The organism is Limnobacter sp. CACIAM 66H1, assembly GCF_001601825.1.
Lineage (GTDB): Bacteria > Pseudomonadota > Gammaproteobacteria > Burkholderiales > Burkholderiaceae_B > Limnobacter.
Genome location: NZ_LUJK01000010.1, coordinates 34,115 through 50,128, shown reverse-complemented (window position 1 = coordinate 50,128; position 16,014 = coordinate 34,115). Strand labels below are relative to the sequence as shown.

Here is a 16,014-nt window from a genome sequence, read left to right as displayed (position 1 = left end):
AAAGTTCCTTCTTTATGCGGCCTGACTATGTTCGGCATTGTTCAAGGCGTCCTGCAGCACGGGGAAGGTCAATTCCACCGCTGCACCGACAACCCGCCCTTGTGCATCTACCCTGTTTCTAATGGCTATTCGCGCCTTGTGTTCATCTGCAATTTTTCTAACGATTGCCAAACCCAAACCGGTGCCTTTGGTTTTTGTAGTGATGTAAGGCTCAAAGGCTTTTGCCAGCAAGTCAGGATTAAACCCCGGCCCGTTGTCAGCCACCACCAACTTCACACCCACCAACTGTTCCAGTTCGCCTTCCGGCGCTTTCAAACCTTCTGTTCGCACTTCTACTTTGGGCTGATCACAATCGACACATGCGTCTAAAGCATTTTGCAACAAATTATGAATCACTTGGCGCAACTGCGACGAATCTCCAGCCACCAGCGGCAAATTTTCAGTCAATTTTGGAATGAAGCGGGTTTCAGCCTGTTCTTCAATGCCCACATGCACATCGTACAGCGCCAAGACATCGACCACCAGATCATTCAAATCCAGTGGCTTCAAATCTGCTGGTGGCAAACGTGCGTAGTCGCGGAAATCATTGACCAAACGTTTCAGTGATTCCACCTGGTTCACAATCGTGCGCGTGGCACGCTGCAAAATTCCAGACTCTGGCTCTTGCAGTTTGTCGGCCAACTTCATTTGCAGGCGCTCGGCAGAAAGCTGAATTGGGGTCAACGGATTTTTGATTTCATGCGCAAGGCGACGCGCCACTTCACCCCAGGCCGCTGTGCGCTGGGCAGAAATCAATGCAGTGATGTCGTCGCACACCAGCACGTAACCGGCTTTTTCACCCGGCAAGCGTGAACCTCGAACAAGAATCGACTTTGAACTTTGCGAATCAAAGGCTCGCGGAATCTCCAGCTGTTTTTGCCAAATGCCACTTTCTTCACCTTCATTGCCCTGGTTGTCGGCCACGCTGGCGCGCACCGCCATGGCAAACCCCTCCAGCCCGGGCATGTCATCCAGCGGATGGCCCTGGTTCTCGGCCAGTGAACGATCAAAAATCCGAAGCGCGCCGTCGTTGTACATTTTCAGGCGCAGTTTGTGATCGAGTACCAGCACACCGGCCGACAGGCTGGTCAGCAAACTTTGCAAGAAGTCGTTGTTGGCCGCCAGCTGGTTTTGATTGGCCTGCAAGCGGCGCTGCGCCTCCGACAGTTGCCGGGTCATGGTGTTGAATGAATCAACCAACTCACGCAATTCATCGTCCGCATTCACAGGCTGCATGGTTTTAAAGTTGCCACTGGCCAGGGCCTTGGTACCCTCGGCAAGCCACAACAAAGGCGATGACAAGCGCGATGAAAGCCAGAACGCCGCAGCCACCGATACAAACACCGTAAGCAACAGTGCCAGGGTCAGTGTAATGCCATAAATTTTTCGCAAACCCGAACGCGACAGCTGCAATTCCTGATAATCGCGGTACACGCTTTGCACGGCATTGGCCCGCTGTGAAAGCGTAGTGGGCACCGGGTGCATGATTTGTACATAGCGCTGACCCAAATCAAAACTGGTCAGGGGCGGGGCAATCGGTACCACCACACGCATGTACAGGCGCCCATCAGGGTCTTCGGGGTCAGGTTCAATTTGTTGAAAGGGTCGCGTCATCAAGGCCTGGCGCAACATCACCTGCGTGGGCAAGCTGGGCAACAGGCTATCAAGTGCGCCTCCTGAACTCCCCAGAATTTGCCCGGTTTCTGTCAGAAGGGTGAGTTCTTGCACATTGGCAGCATCGCGCAGGCGGGGCAGCTCCAGCAATTGCTCGCTGGGTGTAGCACGCGATAGTTCGATTGAAATGGACTGTCCTTTCAGGGCCAGTTCATTGATCAAACTGTCCAGCGCAGTTTGGCCCAGGTTCAAGCCTGATTCCAGTGCGCCGTCCACCCGCACGTCAAACCAGCTGTCAATACTCTTTGCCAGAAATTGCACCGACACCAGGTACAACACAAAACCGGGAATCAGCCCCATCAGCGCAAACGACAAGGACATGCGCAACATGAGCCGCGAGCCAAACACACCTGCACGGTACCGGCGCACCATTCGAACAATCAGCAAGGCCAAAATGCTGAACAAGCCCGCGGCGATAATGCCGTTCAGCGTAATCAGCAAGGGATAATTGCTTTCAAAAAAATCAGTGTTCGAAGAGGCCGAAGCCAGAAGAAACAGCAACACGCCACCCAGGCTGCCCAGAATCAGCAGCGTGTAACGCAGCCACCGGGTGTTCTCCAGCCAGGGATTCATTTCAAGGCCTCGCGCTTGGGCGTAAATTCAAAGGTGAGCCACTCAGAGGACAAATCCCATTCGCTGTTTACCAATGCGCTGATCTGGAAAGGCTTCGGCAGTTCAGTCAGCAACAATCGAAAACGCACTTGTGCGGTGTAAGGTTGCCCGATTTCGATTCGATCGCGAGGAATAACAGCCCAGTCCCGCACCTTGGTCATGTGCTGCATGGCGTCTTCAAGCGTGGGGGTATTGTAGGTGTTGGTGGGGGTCACTACGCGGTAGGTTCGGGTCAGGGCGTTGTAGGACAGGTTAAGCGGGTAGGTGGTGCTGACCACTTCTTCATCAACCCAATACCAGCGGGAACGCATCAACTGAAAATCGACCGTAAACTGCAACGGCAAGCCCCGATCAACCGCCTCTCGCAACTTGTGGCCCAATTCAATCTCGAACTCGGCAGCCAGGTTCCATGCGGCAGCCGCCGGGGGCTTGCTGGGCTCGAGCTTGACCGCGGTGACCCGCGTTGAAGAATCAAGCTGGGCCAGCCCCACAGCCAGCACGCACATCAGCACAAGGCCCAGCAGGCCATGCAAAGCACGTGTCCATAACGAGGAGTGGGCCTGGCTAAATTTCAAGGCACTTCCTCAAGAGGTTAGGGATTTTTCAAACTTGGCGTAAAAGAACCCGTCGGGAGATGCATCAAAGCCTTGATCAGGGTTGGCCGCTGCAACTGGCAACACCCAGCCGGGCGCGGTTTGCGCCAGGGCATCGGAATGATTGTCGAGAAATGCTTTTGCCAACAGGGGCCCCTCTTCAGGAAAGATGGAACAGGTCACCAGCAAAAGTGTACCGCCCGGCTTTAGGGTAGACCACAAGGCATTCAGTATTTTGTGTTGAATCTGCGACAACTTGGCAATATCGTCCGGTCTGCGCAACCACGGAATATCGGGGTGACGGCGAACAACGCCAGAGCCCGTGCATGGTACATCGGCCAAAATACCGTCAAAAGGCACACCATCCCACCACGTGTCGAGCAACTCGGCCTGCGCCACTTTCAAACGCAAATCCCATTGACCATTCAGGGTGGGCGCAATACGGCGGATGTTGTCTTCGACGCGGCCCAGGCGCTGCGGACTGGAATCCAGGGCAACCAGTTCAATGTCGGCCAACTCTAGCAAATGCCCGGTTTTACCGCCGGGTGCGGCACATGCGTCCAGAATGCGCTGACCAGTTTGAGGATTCAACAACTGCGCGGCCAACTGTGCTGCGCTGTCTTGCACCGACACCTGGCCCAAATCAAATCCTGGCAGCGCAGAGACTGGCACTGGCTTGGCCAGCAACACGGCCTGCTCGCCAATCACTCGTGCTTCCAGGCCCGCTGCATTCAACTGCTCCGCATAGGCGGATGCAGAACTGCTGCGGGTATTCACGCGCACCACCAAAGGCGGGTGGCTTTGCGCCTGTGCCAACATCGTTTCCCAGTGTTGCGGGTGACTGGTTTTCAGTTTTTCAATCCACCAGACAGGCAAGTTGTGCTGCGCCAGCGGATCTTCAAGCGCCTTGCTTCGCCAGGTGTTTGAATCACGCAGAAAGTTGCGCAAACAGGCATTTGCCAGGCCCTTGGCACGTGCAAATTGCTCGCTGCCCGTGCAGGCATACACCATTTGGTCTACCACAGTGTGCGCCGGGTACTTCGGGTTTTTGTCATCCCACAGCAAACCGAAACCCAAGGCCATCAATTCATTCAGGGGCTCGGGGTTCAGCAGCGCTTTGCCGCTGATCAAGCGGGTTAATACTTGCCCACGGCCAAGGTTGCGCATGCCGAAGTAAGCCAGGTCTTGAATTGCACCCAAAGCCTGCGAGGTTTTAACACCTTTGGTTTCAGCGGCCAAGGCCTGGTCGAGCGAACGACCCTCCCGCAGTACACGGGTCATGACTGCTGCAGCCCGAAGCAGGGCAAAGGCCAAGCTGGCTTCTGTCAGTTTGGGCGGTGTGCTGTGAACCGGCTTCAACGTGGACCGCCAGTGCGGGCCATTTCCATCAAGCGGGCGATTCGTTCTTCAGTGGGTGGGTGAGTAGAAAACAGGCCGGCAATACCTTGGCCGGACAGTGGGTTCATGATCATCATTTGAGCGGTTTCCGGATGCGCTTCGGTGGTGCGGAACGGAATGCCCTTGGCATACCGTTGAATTTTGTCCAGTGCGCTGGCCAAGGCTGCCGGGTCGCCGCAAATTTCTGCGCCTCCGCGGTCTGCCTCATATTCACGGGCGCGCGAGATTGACATTTGAATCAGCGACGCAGCCAATGGCGCGAGAATGGCCAGGGCAATGCTGGCAATCGGGTTCATGGGCTGACCATTCTCGTCACGCCCGCCAAAAAACAGGGCAAAGTTGGCCAGGGCCGAGATGGCACCTGCCATGGTGGCCGAAATTGTGGAAATCAGGATGTCCCGGTGCTTCACGTGCGCCAATTCATGCGCCATGACACCGCGCAGTTCTCGAGCAGACAGTACCTGCAAAATTCCGGTGGTCGCTGCCACAGCGGCATTTTCAGGATTGCGCCCGGTCGCAAATGCATTGGGGGCGCTGTCGTTGATCAGGTAAACGCGCGGCATCGGCATGTCTGCGCGCTGTGCAAGTTCAGCCACCATATTGTAAAACTCTGGCGCATTGCTGGCATCCACTTCCTTGGCTTTGTACATGCGCAAAACCATTTTGTCGGAAAACCAATAGGCTCCGAAGTTCATCGCCAGTGCAAAACCCAAGGCCAACAACATGCCGCCACGGCCTCCCATCATGCCGCCCAGCACCACGAACAGGGCGGTAATGGCCGCCATCAACATGAATGTTTTCATCCAGTTAAACATGATCTTACTCACCTTGGCCGATCTGCGGCCCGTTGATTCGACAACTCGAAAGTAGGGTTTTTTTGCGAAATTTCAAGATTCGCGCGAGTCCCTTCGCCTAATTGGAGACCAATGCGCCCAATTGGTTTCCGGCCTGCAAACCCAAAGCCTGTGCCACCTGCTGCGCAGGCTGACGTTTACTGCCGGCCTTCTGAAGGGTTCGAATACGCAACACACCCTGCCCGCATTGCACTTCAATGCCAGCTGAACCAACGGACAACACTTCACCCGGGTTACCCATCAAGCCAGCCAAGGCGACCGTTTCGGGATCAAAACACTTCAGGGCTTCACCGCCCCACACCGTGTTCGCACCGGGAAAAGGATCGAAGGCACGCAGTGTACGCTGAAGTTCCACAGCGCTGCAGTGCCAGTTGATCACGCCCTCCGCTTTTGTGATTTTCTCGGCGTAGGTCACTCCGACATCAGGTTGTGGAACCAGGGGCAGTGTTGCCACTTGAAGGGAATCCAGAGCCTCCACCAACAAATCACCGCCCAGTGTGGCCAGTTTGTCGTGCAAGGTAGACGCAGTGTCGGTGTGTTCAATCTGCAAGGCTCGCCACAGGCGCACCGGGCCGGTGTCCAACCCTGCCTCCATCTGCATGATGCACACGCCGGTTTCAGCATCACCTGCCTCGATACAGCGCTGAATGGGTGCGGCGCCACGCCAGCGCGGCAACAGACTGCCATGAATGTTCAAGCAACCCAAACGGGGCGCATCCAGCACGGTTTGCGGCAGTATCAGGCCGTACGCAGCCACAATCAACACATCCAGAGGCTGGCCATGCACCGCAGTTTTCAAGGCCAGCAAGGCCTGTTGGGCTTCGTCGCCTTTTTTTCAGGCTAACGGGTTGCAAAACAGGAATGCCATGTTGCTGCGCCAGTTGTTTGACAGGGGATGCCTGCAGTTTCATGCCGCGGCCGGCAGGGCGATCAGGCTGGGTCAACACCAGATGCACGGGATAACCGGCCGCAATCAGTTTCTCAAGCGCCACCCGAGCAAACTCGGGCGTGCCTGCGAAACCCACATTCAGGGTTCGATTCATGGGGGGTTGGGCAATCAAGCGGTTTGAAGCTTTTCTTGCTTCTTCATCTTGGTTTTGATGCGGGTTTGCTTCAGCTGCGAAAGGTATTCGACAAACACCTTGCCGTTCAGGTGATCAATTTCATGCTGAATGCACACGGCAAGCAGTTCGTCGCAGTCAATCTCAAACCATTCGCCTTTCACATTCTGAGCGCGGACCTTCACGGTGTCGGGGCGCTCCACCTTCTCGTAAATGCCGGGCACGGACAGGCAACCTTCTTCGTAGACCTTGCATTCTTTGCTGGCATCGATGATTTCGGGGTTGATGAATACGGTCAGGCCTGATTTGTCATCAGTGACATCGATCACGATGATTCGCTTGTGCACATTCACCTGCGTTGCGGCCAAACCCACGCCAGGCGCGTCGTACATGGTTTCTGCCATGTCTTGGGTCAGCTTGACAAGCGCGTCATCAAACCGGGTGACGGGGGTGGCAACCGTTTTCAAGCGCGGATCCGGATAACGCAAAATTGGGAGTAAAGCCATGCTTTCAAAAAACCTTCACAGTCAACACTTAAAAGGATATACCTTCTGTGGCAAAAATAGTTCGCAAATTCCATTACTTGTTGTCTGGCTTCTTGCATGAGTGAGCTGCTCATCGCCATGAACCTGGCATACAACACCACGATCAAAGCGCGTGCACGCTACGAATTGGCGCAACAAGGCCCCCGCTGCGGTTTACCCGCCCCCTGCGAAGCAGTTCGGCTTTGGCATGCACTGGCCAGCGCATGGTTGTTGCAAAGCGACAAACGGTTTTGGGTAGGGATTCACAGCCCTGCTTACCCACAGGGTTTGCTTGCACTGAAAGACCCACCCCTGATCCTGTTCGGTGATGGCCGCCTGGATTTGCTGACAACCCGAAGCATTGCGATTGTAGGCAGCAGGAGCGCCACGCGCACCGGTTTAGGCAATGCACAGGGCTTTGGCAAGGCGTTTGCGCAAGCCCGATGGGTTGTTGTAAGCGGCCTGGCCGAAGGCATTGACGGTGCGGCGCACGCAGGGGCGCTTCAAGCTCAAGGGGGCACCATCGCCGTGCTGGGTTGCGGGCCGGACGAAGTATACCCCAAGCACCACGCCGCCCTTAAACGGCAAATTATTGAGCAGGGCGGTTTGGTGCTGTCGGAATACCCACCCGGTACTGCGCCTCAAGCTGGATTCTTCCCCCGTCGAAACCGCATCATTGCCGGCTTGGCCGATGCACTGCTGGTCGTCGAAGCAGCCATGCGTTCAGGTTCCCTGATCACAGCAAGAGTCGCCAGTGAACTGGGGCGGCCAGTGGGTGCCATTCCAGGTTCCATTCACAGCAGCCAAAGCAAAGGCTGTCATGACATGATCAAGAAAGGGGCTTTACTGACCGAAACAGCCCAAGAGTTGATGGAAGAGGCGCAAGCCTGCCTGCCAGAGTTCAAACATGCCTGCGTGTTGCAAGAAGATGACAGCGATTGCCACACCGAAATGACCTGCACCATGGACACTGGTGCCTTACAGGATGAGGAGTTGGGCCGAGTGTTGCAATGCCTTGGGCATGACCCGGTGCACACCGACACATTGGCCCAACAATTGGGTTTGGGCTCGGAAGACACACTCGCCGTGCTCACTGAACTGGAGTTGCTGGGGCTGGTGCTGGGTGAAAGCGGGAACCGCTGGGTGCGTGCAAATGGTGTATTTTAAAAAAGGCGATTTCAACAACGGAGAACAAGATTCTAGAGAAAGCCTTGATTTGTTGAAGCCCTGACACTTACACTTCGGCGCACAAGGCCTTGAAATTACACACACCGACGAGTTGGACCAATTGAGTAGCGAAAACCCCAAAAAACTGATCATCGCGGAAAAACCCTCTGTGGCCGCCGACATTGCGCGCTCTCTGGGGGGTTTCACCAAACACGACGATTACTTTGAAAGCGACGAGTATGTGCTGTCATCGGCCGTAGGTCATTTGGTGGAGATCAAGGCGCCTGATGAATTTGAGGTGAAGCGTGGCAAATGGAGTTTTGCCAATTTGCCGGTGTTGCCAACTCACTTCGACCTGAACCCGATTGCGAAAACAGAGTCGCGACTGAAAGTATTGAACAAGCTGATCAAACGCAAGGATGTGGTCGGTTTGATTAACGCCTGTGACGCTGGACGGGAAGGTGAACTGATTTTCCGCTTGATTGCGCAATACGCGAAATGCAACAAACCAGTGGAACGCCTGTGGCTGCAATCCATGACACCCGCCGCCATTCGCCAGGCGTTCTCAAACTTGCGCAGCGATGCTGAAATGATGCCACTGGCGGATGCCGCGCGTTGCCGCTCAGAAGCCGACTGGTTGGTGGGTATCAATGGCACGCGCGCGATGACCGCCTTCAACAGCAAGGAAGGCGGCTTTTACCTGACCACTGTGGGTCGTGTTCAAACGCCCACACTGGCCATTGTTGTGGAACGCGAAGAAAAAATCCGCAAGTTTGTACCACGCACATACTTCGAGATTCGCGCCAGCTTTGGTGCGAAAGCCGGTGCCTATGAAGGCAAGTGGTTTGACCGCGACTTCAAAAAAGCGGAAGACCCCGAGCAACGCGCAGACCGACTGTGGGATGAAGCGAAGGCCAAGGCCATTGTGGCCGCCTGTGATGGCAAACAAGGTACGGTGGAAGAGGAAAGCAAACCCACCACACAAATTGCGCCCCAGTTGTTTGATTTGACCAGCCTTCAACGTGAAGCCAACAGCCGTTTTGGCTTTTCGGCGAAGAACACCCTGGGCCTGGCCCAAGCGCTGTATGAAAAACACAAGGTCCTCACTTACCCGCGTACGGATTCAAAAGCGTTGCCCGAAGATTACATGGGCACAGTGAACCAAACGTTGAAAAGCTTTGTAGGTCTGGATTCAGGTCATATTGCAGGGGCATATGGCCCATTCTGCGAACAAATTCTGAAAAACAACTGGGTCAAACCCAACAAACGGGTGTTCGACAACAGCAAGATTTCAGACCACTTTGCGATCATTCCTACCTTGCAAGTGCCGAAAAACCTGAGCGAACCTGAAGCCAAGTTGTACGACCTGGTTGTGAAACGTTTTCTGGCAGTGTTTTTCCCGCCCGCCGAGTTCAACGTCACCACACGCATTACCACTGTTGAGGGCCATCCCTTCAAAACCGAAGGAAAGGTGCTGGTGAAACCGGGCTGGCTGGCCATCTACGGTCGCGCAGCCGCGGTTGCCGGCGATGACAGCCTTGTCGCCGTGGATGCCGGTGAAAAGGTAAGCACCGATGAAATCGATGTACACACTCTGAGCACAAAACCACCCGCACGCTACAGTGAAGCCACTTTGCTTTCCGCCATGGAAGGTGCCGGCAAATTGGTCGATGACGATGAACTGCGCGATGCCATGGGTACGAAAGGCTTGGGTACACCAGCCACGCGTGCGGCGACGATTGAAGGTTTGATCAACGAAAAATACCTGGTGCGTGAAGAACGCGCATTGGTGCCCACCGCCAAGGCATTTCAGCTGCTGACCCTGCTGCGCGGTCTGGATGTTGAAGAACTGACCATGCCGGAGTTGACTGGCGAGTGGGAATACAAACTTTCCTTGATGGAGAAGGGTGAGCTCTCACGCGAACAATTCATGCAGGAAATCGCGAAGATCACGCAGAACATTGTTGATCGTGCGAAAAACTACACAGAAGAGACCATTCCTGGCGATTACGCCACACTCGTGACGCCGTGCCCGAACTGTGGCAGCGTGGTGAAAGAAAACTACCGCCGTTTCGCATGCACAAAATGTGATTTCTCGATTTCCAAGGTACCGGGCGGTCGTCAATTTGAGGTGGCTGAAGTTGAAAAGCTGTTGCAAGACCGTGAGTTGCCAATGCTCGATGGTTTCCGCAGCAAGATGGGGCGGCCATTTGCTGCCGTGCTCAAGCTGACGGATGAGCACAAACTGGAGTTCGATTTTGGTCAGGCCAAAGACGATGACAATGGCGAACCCGTCGACTTCTCGGGCGAAACCCGGCTGGGGCCTTGCCCCAAATGTGCATCCAATGTGTATGAACAGGCCACCAGTTATGTGTGCGAAAAATCAGTCGGGCCGAGCAAAAGCTGTGACTTCCGCTCAGGCAAGGTGATCCTGCAACAACCCATTGATCGCGAACAAATGGAAAAGTTGTTGCTCGACGGTAAAACTGATTTGCTGACACGGTTTGTCTCGTCGAAAACCCGCCGCGCATTCAAGGCCTTTCTGGTCAAGAAGCCCGATGGTGCGATTGGTTTTGAATTTGAGGCGAAGGCCGAGAAAAAGCCAGGCGCAAGCAAAAGCAAAACCGCCGCCAAGCCAGCGGCAAAAGCCACAGCCAAAACCAAAACCGCCAAAGAAGCGTCTTGATTCGAATCGGAATTACGCCTTCGCAGCGCGGGGCGTAATTTTTTTCAAGAGTTTCGACTCGATTGGGCTGCCCTTGAAGTAGTCAGCCACCACACACCCGCCCAAAGCCGCCCACAGCAATCCACGCGACCCAAAGCCAGTGCTCATGTACACCCCTGGCATATTCGGTACCGGGCCGATGGCGGGCAAGCGATCATGCCAAACAGATCGCACGGCGCAACGGTGATCAAGCCACTCTCCAAGAGGTAAATCAGGAAATGCTGCCTTGAACCGGGCAATGTTCAACTCATCGGCTTCTGCAGTGGGGTTCAGGTGCAATACGGGTCGCTCGTAAGTGGCCCCCAACACCAACCAGTCTTCTGCTGCTGGAGCAATCGCGTAACTTTCACCCGACAACACGACACCGGGTTTTACTGCACACCGAAGTTTGCTGATTTGGCCTTTCACGGCATTGGCGCGGGCACCAGGGATCGGTACCAATTCCAGTGCGTTTTCGGCCACACAAACGACCACTGCCGAGTACTGTTCCCGCAACGGGCCGATGTCATTAATTGTGCTGTTGTAATGGGTACAAAGCAGATCACCACAGGCCTGCAGATTGGCCTCTACCCAACGCGCTGGTTTCACCCAGCCACCTTGCGGGAAAAACAGACCGCCCAGGGGGGTGGGCAAAAGCGAGTTGGGCTGCGCCCACTGCACCAATGTTTGTGGGAAATTCAACAGGGCCAGGGTTTCCCGCGCGCGGTCCGCTTCCTCGGGGGGTAGGGTTTGCAGGTGTCCTGGCGTGTCCCAATCAGCACCCTTTGCCAGCAAACCTTGTTCGGTCAAATTTTTGAGTGCCTGAACAGTGTGCTCAAACCCCAAACGCGTCAATTGCGACAAAGGCGAATCACCACGGGTGATGTGGGGGTGAAATGCACCCACCCAGTTGCCAGAGGCACCCGCTGCGGGCCCGCTTGCGCAGTCATACAGATGCACCTGCACACCCAGCTTGCAAAGCGCAAGGGCCACACTGCTGCCTGCAATGCCGGCGCCAATCACGGCAACCGAAGGTGCAGGGCTGGCCTCAGTCAATTGGGCTTTGGAAGTGGATTCCGAACAGGGCATGGCGTTGTGTGAGCTGCAAGACAGACGCCGCATTGTAACTCACACTCAATCTGGTGATTATTTTTTGGCCATGCTAATATGAGCGTCCAATCATATTTAAACGAGTACCTCATGTTGACTGTCAATTGGGAAGCCTTTGCACCTTATCCAGCTTTGCTTGGCGGGTTATTGATTGGCCTGTCAGCAGTCATGCTGATCCTGTTGACTGGCCGAGTGGCTGGCATCAGCGGCATTGTGGGTGGTTTGCTAAAACCGCAACATGGTGAAACGCTGTGGCGGCTTACCTTCGTGCTGGGCATGGCCGCTGCACCCTGGCTTTACCAAGCAGTCGTGGGCAGCTTCGAATTTGAAAGCCCACGCGGCACAGTGGCCTTGATTGTTGCGGGCCTTTTGGTGGGCTATGGCACAAGGCTGGGCTCGGGCTGCACCAGTGGACATGGTGTCTGCGGCCTCTCGAGGCTGTCATTGAGGTCATTGGCGGCCACGGGTGTTTTCATGGTCACAGGTTTCGTGGTGGCCTCGGTGATCATGCATGCAGTTTGAGGAGCAAACATCGTGAAGAACAACAAGATTGGTTTTGCATTGGCCAGTGGTTTGGCAGGGTTGGTGTTTGGTTGGGGCTTGATCATCTCGGGCATGGCCAACCCGGCCAAGGTGATCGGATTTCTTGATTTATCCATGCCTTGGGACCCCTCGCTGATGTTTGTCATGGGCGGAGCAATTGCCCTCGGGTTGCCTGGGTTTTTGTTGGCGAAGCGATTGAAAAACAGCCTGATGGGCCTGCCGATGAATTTGCCCACCAACACCCGCATCGACAAAAACCTGTTGCTTGGTGCTGTGCTGTTCGGTGCCGGTTGGGGTGTTGGCGGTTTTTGTCCGGGTCCCGCAGTGGTCGCTGCAGCCAGTTTGGCCACGGATGGCCTGATTTTTATTGCGGCCATGCTGGTCGGCATGTTTGTGTTTTCAGTGCGCAGCTGATAATTGTCGAGCCAACACCTGCCGCAACTTGGGCACGTCCACTGGTTTGCTTAAAAATTCGTTCATGCCGGCTTCCATACAGGCCTGTTCATCTTCAGGCAGGGCTCCTGCAGTCAGGGCTACTATCGGCAAACGACTGGCCGGACCAGGCAACTGGCGTATTGCGACGGCAGCGTCAATTCCGTTCATTACGGGCATGTGAATATCCATCAAAACAAGGTCAATCGATGAATCGACCAGCACTGCATCAACAGCCATTTGCCCATTGTCAACCAGCAGTACATCGGCCTGCATTTTCGACAGCAGGGCTTTGATGACGTGTTGGTTCAGCTTGTTGTCTTCTACCACCAGGATCTTTTTACCCTGAAGCGACACGGCCTCGGAGGACAACCCTGCGGTGGCAGCATCAGCATGGGCAAATACAGTTTGAACCCGCAAGGTGAAACCGAATGTGCTGCCCACCTGTGGCACAGAGGTCACGAACAACTCACCACCCATTAACTCGGTCAACCGCTTGCAAATCGCCAGACCCAAACCGCTGCCGCCGAAGCGACGGGTCGCAGTGTTGTCTGCCTGCTCAAAGGGGCGGGTCAGGCGCTCAAACTCCTTGATATCAAAGCCAATGCCCTGATCGTGAATTTCTGTTCGAATCACGGCTTCTTGTGTGTCCAGCCGGTCGACCTGAACTTTGACGCGCACGACACCACGGTCAGAAAACTTGATTGCATTGTCTAGCAGGTTTGACAACACCTGGCTGTATCGCGCTGGGTCACTTTTCACCCTCAAAGGCGTCATCGAGTCAATTTCAAGCTCAAGTGCGACACCCTTGTGTTGCGCTTTTGCGGTGAACAGGCGCAAGGTTTTGCGTACTCTGTCGTGCAAATCAAATTCGATGTTCTCGATCCGGATTGAGCCCGCTTCGATCTGGGAGAAGCTCAATACATCTTCAACCATCCCTAGCAACTGCTCAGAAGCCTCCTGAATCTGTGTCACATATTCCTTGGATTGGGTATCTTTCAGCTGCTCTCCGAGCAGGGTGTTGAAACCGAGAATTGCATTCAGCGGTGTGCGGATTTCATGGCTCATGTTGGCCAGAAACTGGCTTTTCGCTTTGCTTGCACTTTGCCGCCTGCGCTGTTGCACCAAGGAGTAGATGGTGAGAAAAAGCATCACGTCAATCGCACCGCCGGCAAACAGAATGAGATTCGGCAGGGAATTGTGAACGTCCCGATCAAAATCAGGCGTACTTTCAAAATGGACAGTCCAGGTTCGTCCAGACAGCTCCACAGGCACAGTCACCGCATGCGAGTGGCCGAACAAACGAGATTCGACCGGACTTTCAACACCCCCAGCAGAATCGTAAATCAGCGATTCGGGCGCCATATTCTCGCTGTCGTACAATTCAAAGTGAAGGGGTATTTTTTCGTTGCCTAACACGTTTTGCATCAAATCAGACGCAAAAAAGGGGCTGAACACAAAGCCTCGAATCGCCTGGCGGCGGGAATCCACGGAGTTCAAATCCACGCCAGTTTTATACACTGGCAGATAAATCAGGAAACCCGCTGCCGGGCTTTTTCCATCACCCTGCTTTAACTGCACCAAACCCGATACAGTGGCTTGACCCGTCTCCATGGCACGCTGCATGGCCTCGCGGCGTATGGGTTCGGAAAACATGTCAAAACCAAAAGCCCGCTGATTGCGTTCATCAAACGGCTCGATCAGGGTGATGGGAAAATAAACCTCGCGTTCACCAGGAGGGCTGACTGAATAATCTGGAAATCCCTCAGCACGAATGCGGTTTTCGTATTGCGCTAAAGCATCTGGTGACACATGTTCGGCAAAAGCAAAGCCTTGCACTCCAGGCAGCTCACGCTGCAAGTTCAGCGACGCCACATACACGCGCCAGTGATCACGATTGACCATGGTGTGCGCATCAAAGAACGCGACGCCACCACGCAACAACTGTTGATACTGTTGGATGCGGCCCTGGATACGTTCTTGGGCATCTCGAACCTCGAATGAAAAACGATCATTGGCGCGTTTCTCAATGGCTTCGCTGGACAGCCACCAGCCAAGTGCCGTGATGACAACCGACAAGGCCAAAACCAGCCAGGCCGTGACCTCGTTGTGAAACAGATCGGCAAAATTCTTTTTGTTGATTTGGGTGGTCACACCGCTGGGTTTTGACATGTTCGCTACGCTTCTGCGGCTAATGCTCATGGCTCATGCCACACAGCATGCGGATCCAGTATGCGCTTAAATAAGAATTCCAGTGTGGTTAAAAATAAACCATCTCCCATGAATTCAACACATGAAGTGACACACCATCTCGTTCTGAAAACATCTTTAACAATTCAAGAGATCTCGGAAAGTCATCCAGCAACTTGGGCATGGGTTTCAAGGCCAACGGCTCGCCCTGTTTCATCAAGGGTTGGGTGAAATCATCCCAGTGAATCAGGTACACATGTGTGGCCCCGGGAACCAACACCATTTCACGCCAATAGTTCTCGATGTACGCATAGCTTAACTTGCCCAAACCCCCCATTCCCAAAAACACATGTTTTACCGAGAAGCCTTTATTTTGACCTTCGACAAAACCTGCACTGGGTTGAATGAGTGCAAACGGGCCAGGCCCCAGGCCAGGGTGGGATACCACGAAGGAGTAACTGATTCCCTCTTTGAACTGCAGGGCATGGGCCGGAAGAAACACCGGCTTCGTGTTGAACCCACCCGTAAAACCTGTGGGTGCATGGGCTGACTGAATCAGCCGAACTTCAAATTCGCCAAACTTTACCTGGCCACCACCTTGCAACACCTCAATCTGAGTCGACGGCAGATCTTGACCTTTGGCAATCTGCGAAGTGGATTCGGAACCCACTACCTTTGCACCGTATTCTTTGGCCAGAAACGGCGCGTCCATGGAATGGTCGTAATGAGAGTGCGCTACGACGATGCCGCCCAGTACGCTGGGCATGTTCAGACGCTTGAACATGGCTGCAGCAACCGCCCTCACCTGCGAATTATCAACGTTCAAGCGAGTCAATGCGACCTTGGACAAAGGTTGACGCGAGAAGAAACCGTCCACCAGCCAGGTGGTTTGCCCATCGGTCCATGCCATGGATGACGTTCCCAGGAACAAGGTTCGCAACCCGTTGGCAGACTTTTGTTGCAGCGGCTGCGGAAATTCAACTGTGGGGTGCGACTTCAACATGAAAACCAGTGCGCCTATGCCTACCAATGCAGATGCACACAAGGCATACAAAATGAAACGGACAGTACGCATTGGATATCCCAACAAAAAAGCCACCCAAAATCGGGTGG

Annotated in this window: 12 protein-coding genes and 1 pseudogene; 4 read left to right on the top strand and 9 right to left on the bottom strand. The window is 54.5% G+C overall.

Going from position 1 to position 16,014, the window contains the following annotated elements; genetic code table 11:
- Nucleotides 1-12: 12 nt before the first annotated feature.
- From A0129_RS04785 to def, 6 genes and pseudogenes are all read right to left on the bottom strand, one after another.
- Entirely contained in the window at nucleotides 13-2,286 is a 2,274-nt protein-coding gene (locus A0129_RS04785; RefSeq protein ID WP_291712883.1) for an ATP-binding protein, read from the bottom strand.
- Entirely contained in the window at nucleotides 2,283-2,900 is a 618-nt protein-coding gene (locus A0129_RS04780; RefSeq protein ID WP_291712881.1) for a DUF4390 domain-containing protein, read from the bottom strand. Before A0129_RS04780 ends, A0129_RS04785 begins: the two co-directional genes overlap by 4 nt.
- A 9-nt stretch (nucleotides 2,901-2,909) precedes the next feature.
- The gene (gene rsmB, locus A0129_RS04775; RefSeq protein ID WP_291712879.1) at nucleotides 2,910-4,277 is read right to left on the bottom strand and encodes a 16S rRNA (cytosine(967)-C(5))-methyltransferase RsmB; all 1,368 of its coding nucleotides are present in this window, start codon (nucleotides 4,275-4,277) and stop codon (nucleotides 2,910-2,912) included.
- Nucleotides 4,274-5,131: a zinc metalloprotease HtpX gene (gene htpX, locus A0129_RS04770; RefSeq protein WP_291712876.1), complete on the bottom strand. Its 858-nt coding sequence runs from the start codon at nucleotides 5,129-5,131 to the stop codon at nucleotides 4,274-4,276. The genes rsmB and htpX overlap by 4 nt, the downstream gene beginning before the upstream one ends.
- Before the next feature lie 97 nt (nucleotides 5,132-5,228).
- Nucleotides 5,229-6,201, bottom strand: a pseudogene (fmt, locus tag A0129_RS04765) (methionyl-tRNA formyltransferase).
- A gap of 26 nt (nucleotides 6,202-6,227) precedes the next feature.
- Entirely contained in the window at nucleotides 6,228-6,737 is a 510-nt protein-coding gene (def, locus tag A0129_RS04760) for a peptide deformylase (protein WP_291712874.1), read from the bottom strand.
- Between the two features lie 96 nt (nucleotides 6,738-6,833).
- Between def and dprA the strand changes: the two genes are divergently transcribed.
- Nucleotides 6,834-7,922, top strand: a complete 1,089-nt coding sequence (dprA, locus tag A0129_RS04755; RefSeq protein WP_291712872.1) for a DNA-processing protein DprA — start codon at nucleotides 6,834-6,836, stop codon at nucleotides 7,920-7,922.
- Nucleotides 7,923-8,043: 121 nt separating this feature from the next.
- Complete coding sequence (locus tag A0129_RS04750; RefSeq protein WP_291712870.1) at nucleotides 8,044-10,608, top strand: DNA topoisomerase III; 2,565 nt, start codon at nucleotides 8,044-8,046, stop codon at nucleotides 10,606-10,608.
- Between the two features lie 12 nt (nucleotides 10,609-10,620).
- Here the strand turns inward: A0129_RS04750 and mnmC are convergent, their stop codons facing one another.
- Nucleotides 10,621-11,715, bottom strand: coding sequence for an FAD-dependent 5-carboxymethylaminomethyl-2-thiouridine(34) oxidoreductase MnmC (gene mnmC, locus A0129_RS04745; protein WP_291712868.1), 1,095 nt, complete (start codon nucleotides 11,713-11,715; stop codon nucleotides 10,621-10,623).
- A 114-nt stretch (nucleotides 11,716-11,829) separates the two neighbouring features.
- On the opposite strand from mnmC, the gene A0129_RS04740 reads away from it, so the two are divergent.
- The gene (locus A0129_RS04740; protein WP_291712927.1) at nucleotides 11,830-12,258 is read left to right on the top strand and encodes a YeeE/YedE thiosulfate transporter family protein; all 429 of its coding nucleotides are present in this window, start codon (nucleotides 11,830-11,832) and stop codon (nucleotides 12,256-12,258) included.
- 12 nt (nucleotides 12,259-12,270) lie between these two features.
- A complete protein-coding gene (locus A0129_RS04735; RefSeq protein ID WP_291712866.1) occupies nucleotides 12,271-12,693 on the top strand; it encodes a DUF6691 family protein in 423 nt (140 codons plus the stop codon).
- Here A0129_RS04735 and A0129_RS04730 read toward each other — a convergent pair.
- Nucleotides 12,679-14,883, bottom strand: coding sequence for a CHASE domain-containing protein (locus A0129_RS04730; protein ID WP_291712863.1), 2,205 nt, complete (start codon nucleotides 14,881-14,883; stop codon nucleotides 12,679-12,681). The two genes, A0129_RS04735 and A0129_RS04730, sit on opposite strands and share 15 nt — an antisense overlap.
- Before the next feature lie 88 nt (nucleotides 14,884-14,971).
- Nucleotides 14,972-15,976 (bottom strand): hypothetical protein, encoded by a 1,005-nt coding sequence (locus A0129_RS04725; RefSeq protein ID WP_291712861.1) that lies wholly within the window; start codon nucleotides 15,974-15,976, stop codon nucleotides 14,972-14,974.
- Between the last annotated feature and the right edge of the window lie 38 nt (nucleotides 15,977-16,014).

What these genes read in the sequence shown, in the direction of transcription:
- A0129_RS04725 (WP_291712861.1), bottom strand. Translation starts at nt 15,976, where the DNA reads ATGCGTACTGTCCGTTTCATTTTGTATGCCTTGTGTGCATCTGCATTG.
- def (WP_291712874.1), bottom strand. Translation starts at nt 6,737, where the DNA reads ATGGCTTTACTCCCAATTTTGCGTTATCCGGATCCGCGCTTGAAAACG.
- mnmC (WP_291712868.1), bottom strand. Translation starts at nt 11,715, where the DNA reads ATGCCCTGTTCGGAATCCACTTCCAAAGCCCAATTGACTGAGGCCAGC.
- dprA (WP_291712872.1), top strand. Translation starts at nt 6,834, where the DNA reads ATGAGTGAGCTGCTCATCGCCATGAACCTGGCATACAACACCACGATC.
- A0129_RS04785 (WP_291712883.1), bottom strand. Translation starts at nt 2,286, where the DNA reads ATGAATCCCTGGCTGGAGAACACCCGGTGGCTGCGTTACACGCTGCTG.
- A0129_RS04730 (WP_291712863.1), bottom strand. Translation starts at nt 14,883, where the DNA reads ATGTCAAAACCCAGCGGTGTGACCACCCAAATCAACAAAAAGAATTTT.
- htpX (WP_291712876.1), bottom strand. Translation starts at nt 5,131, where the DNA reads ATGTTTAACTGGATGAAAACATTCATGTTGATGGCGGCCATTACCGCC.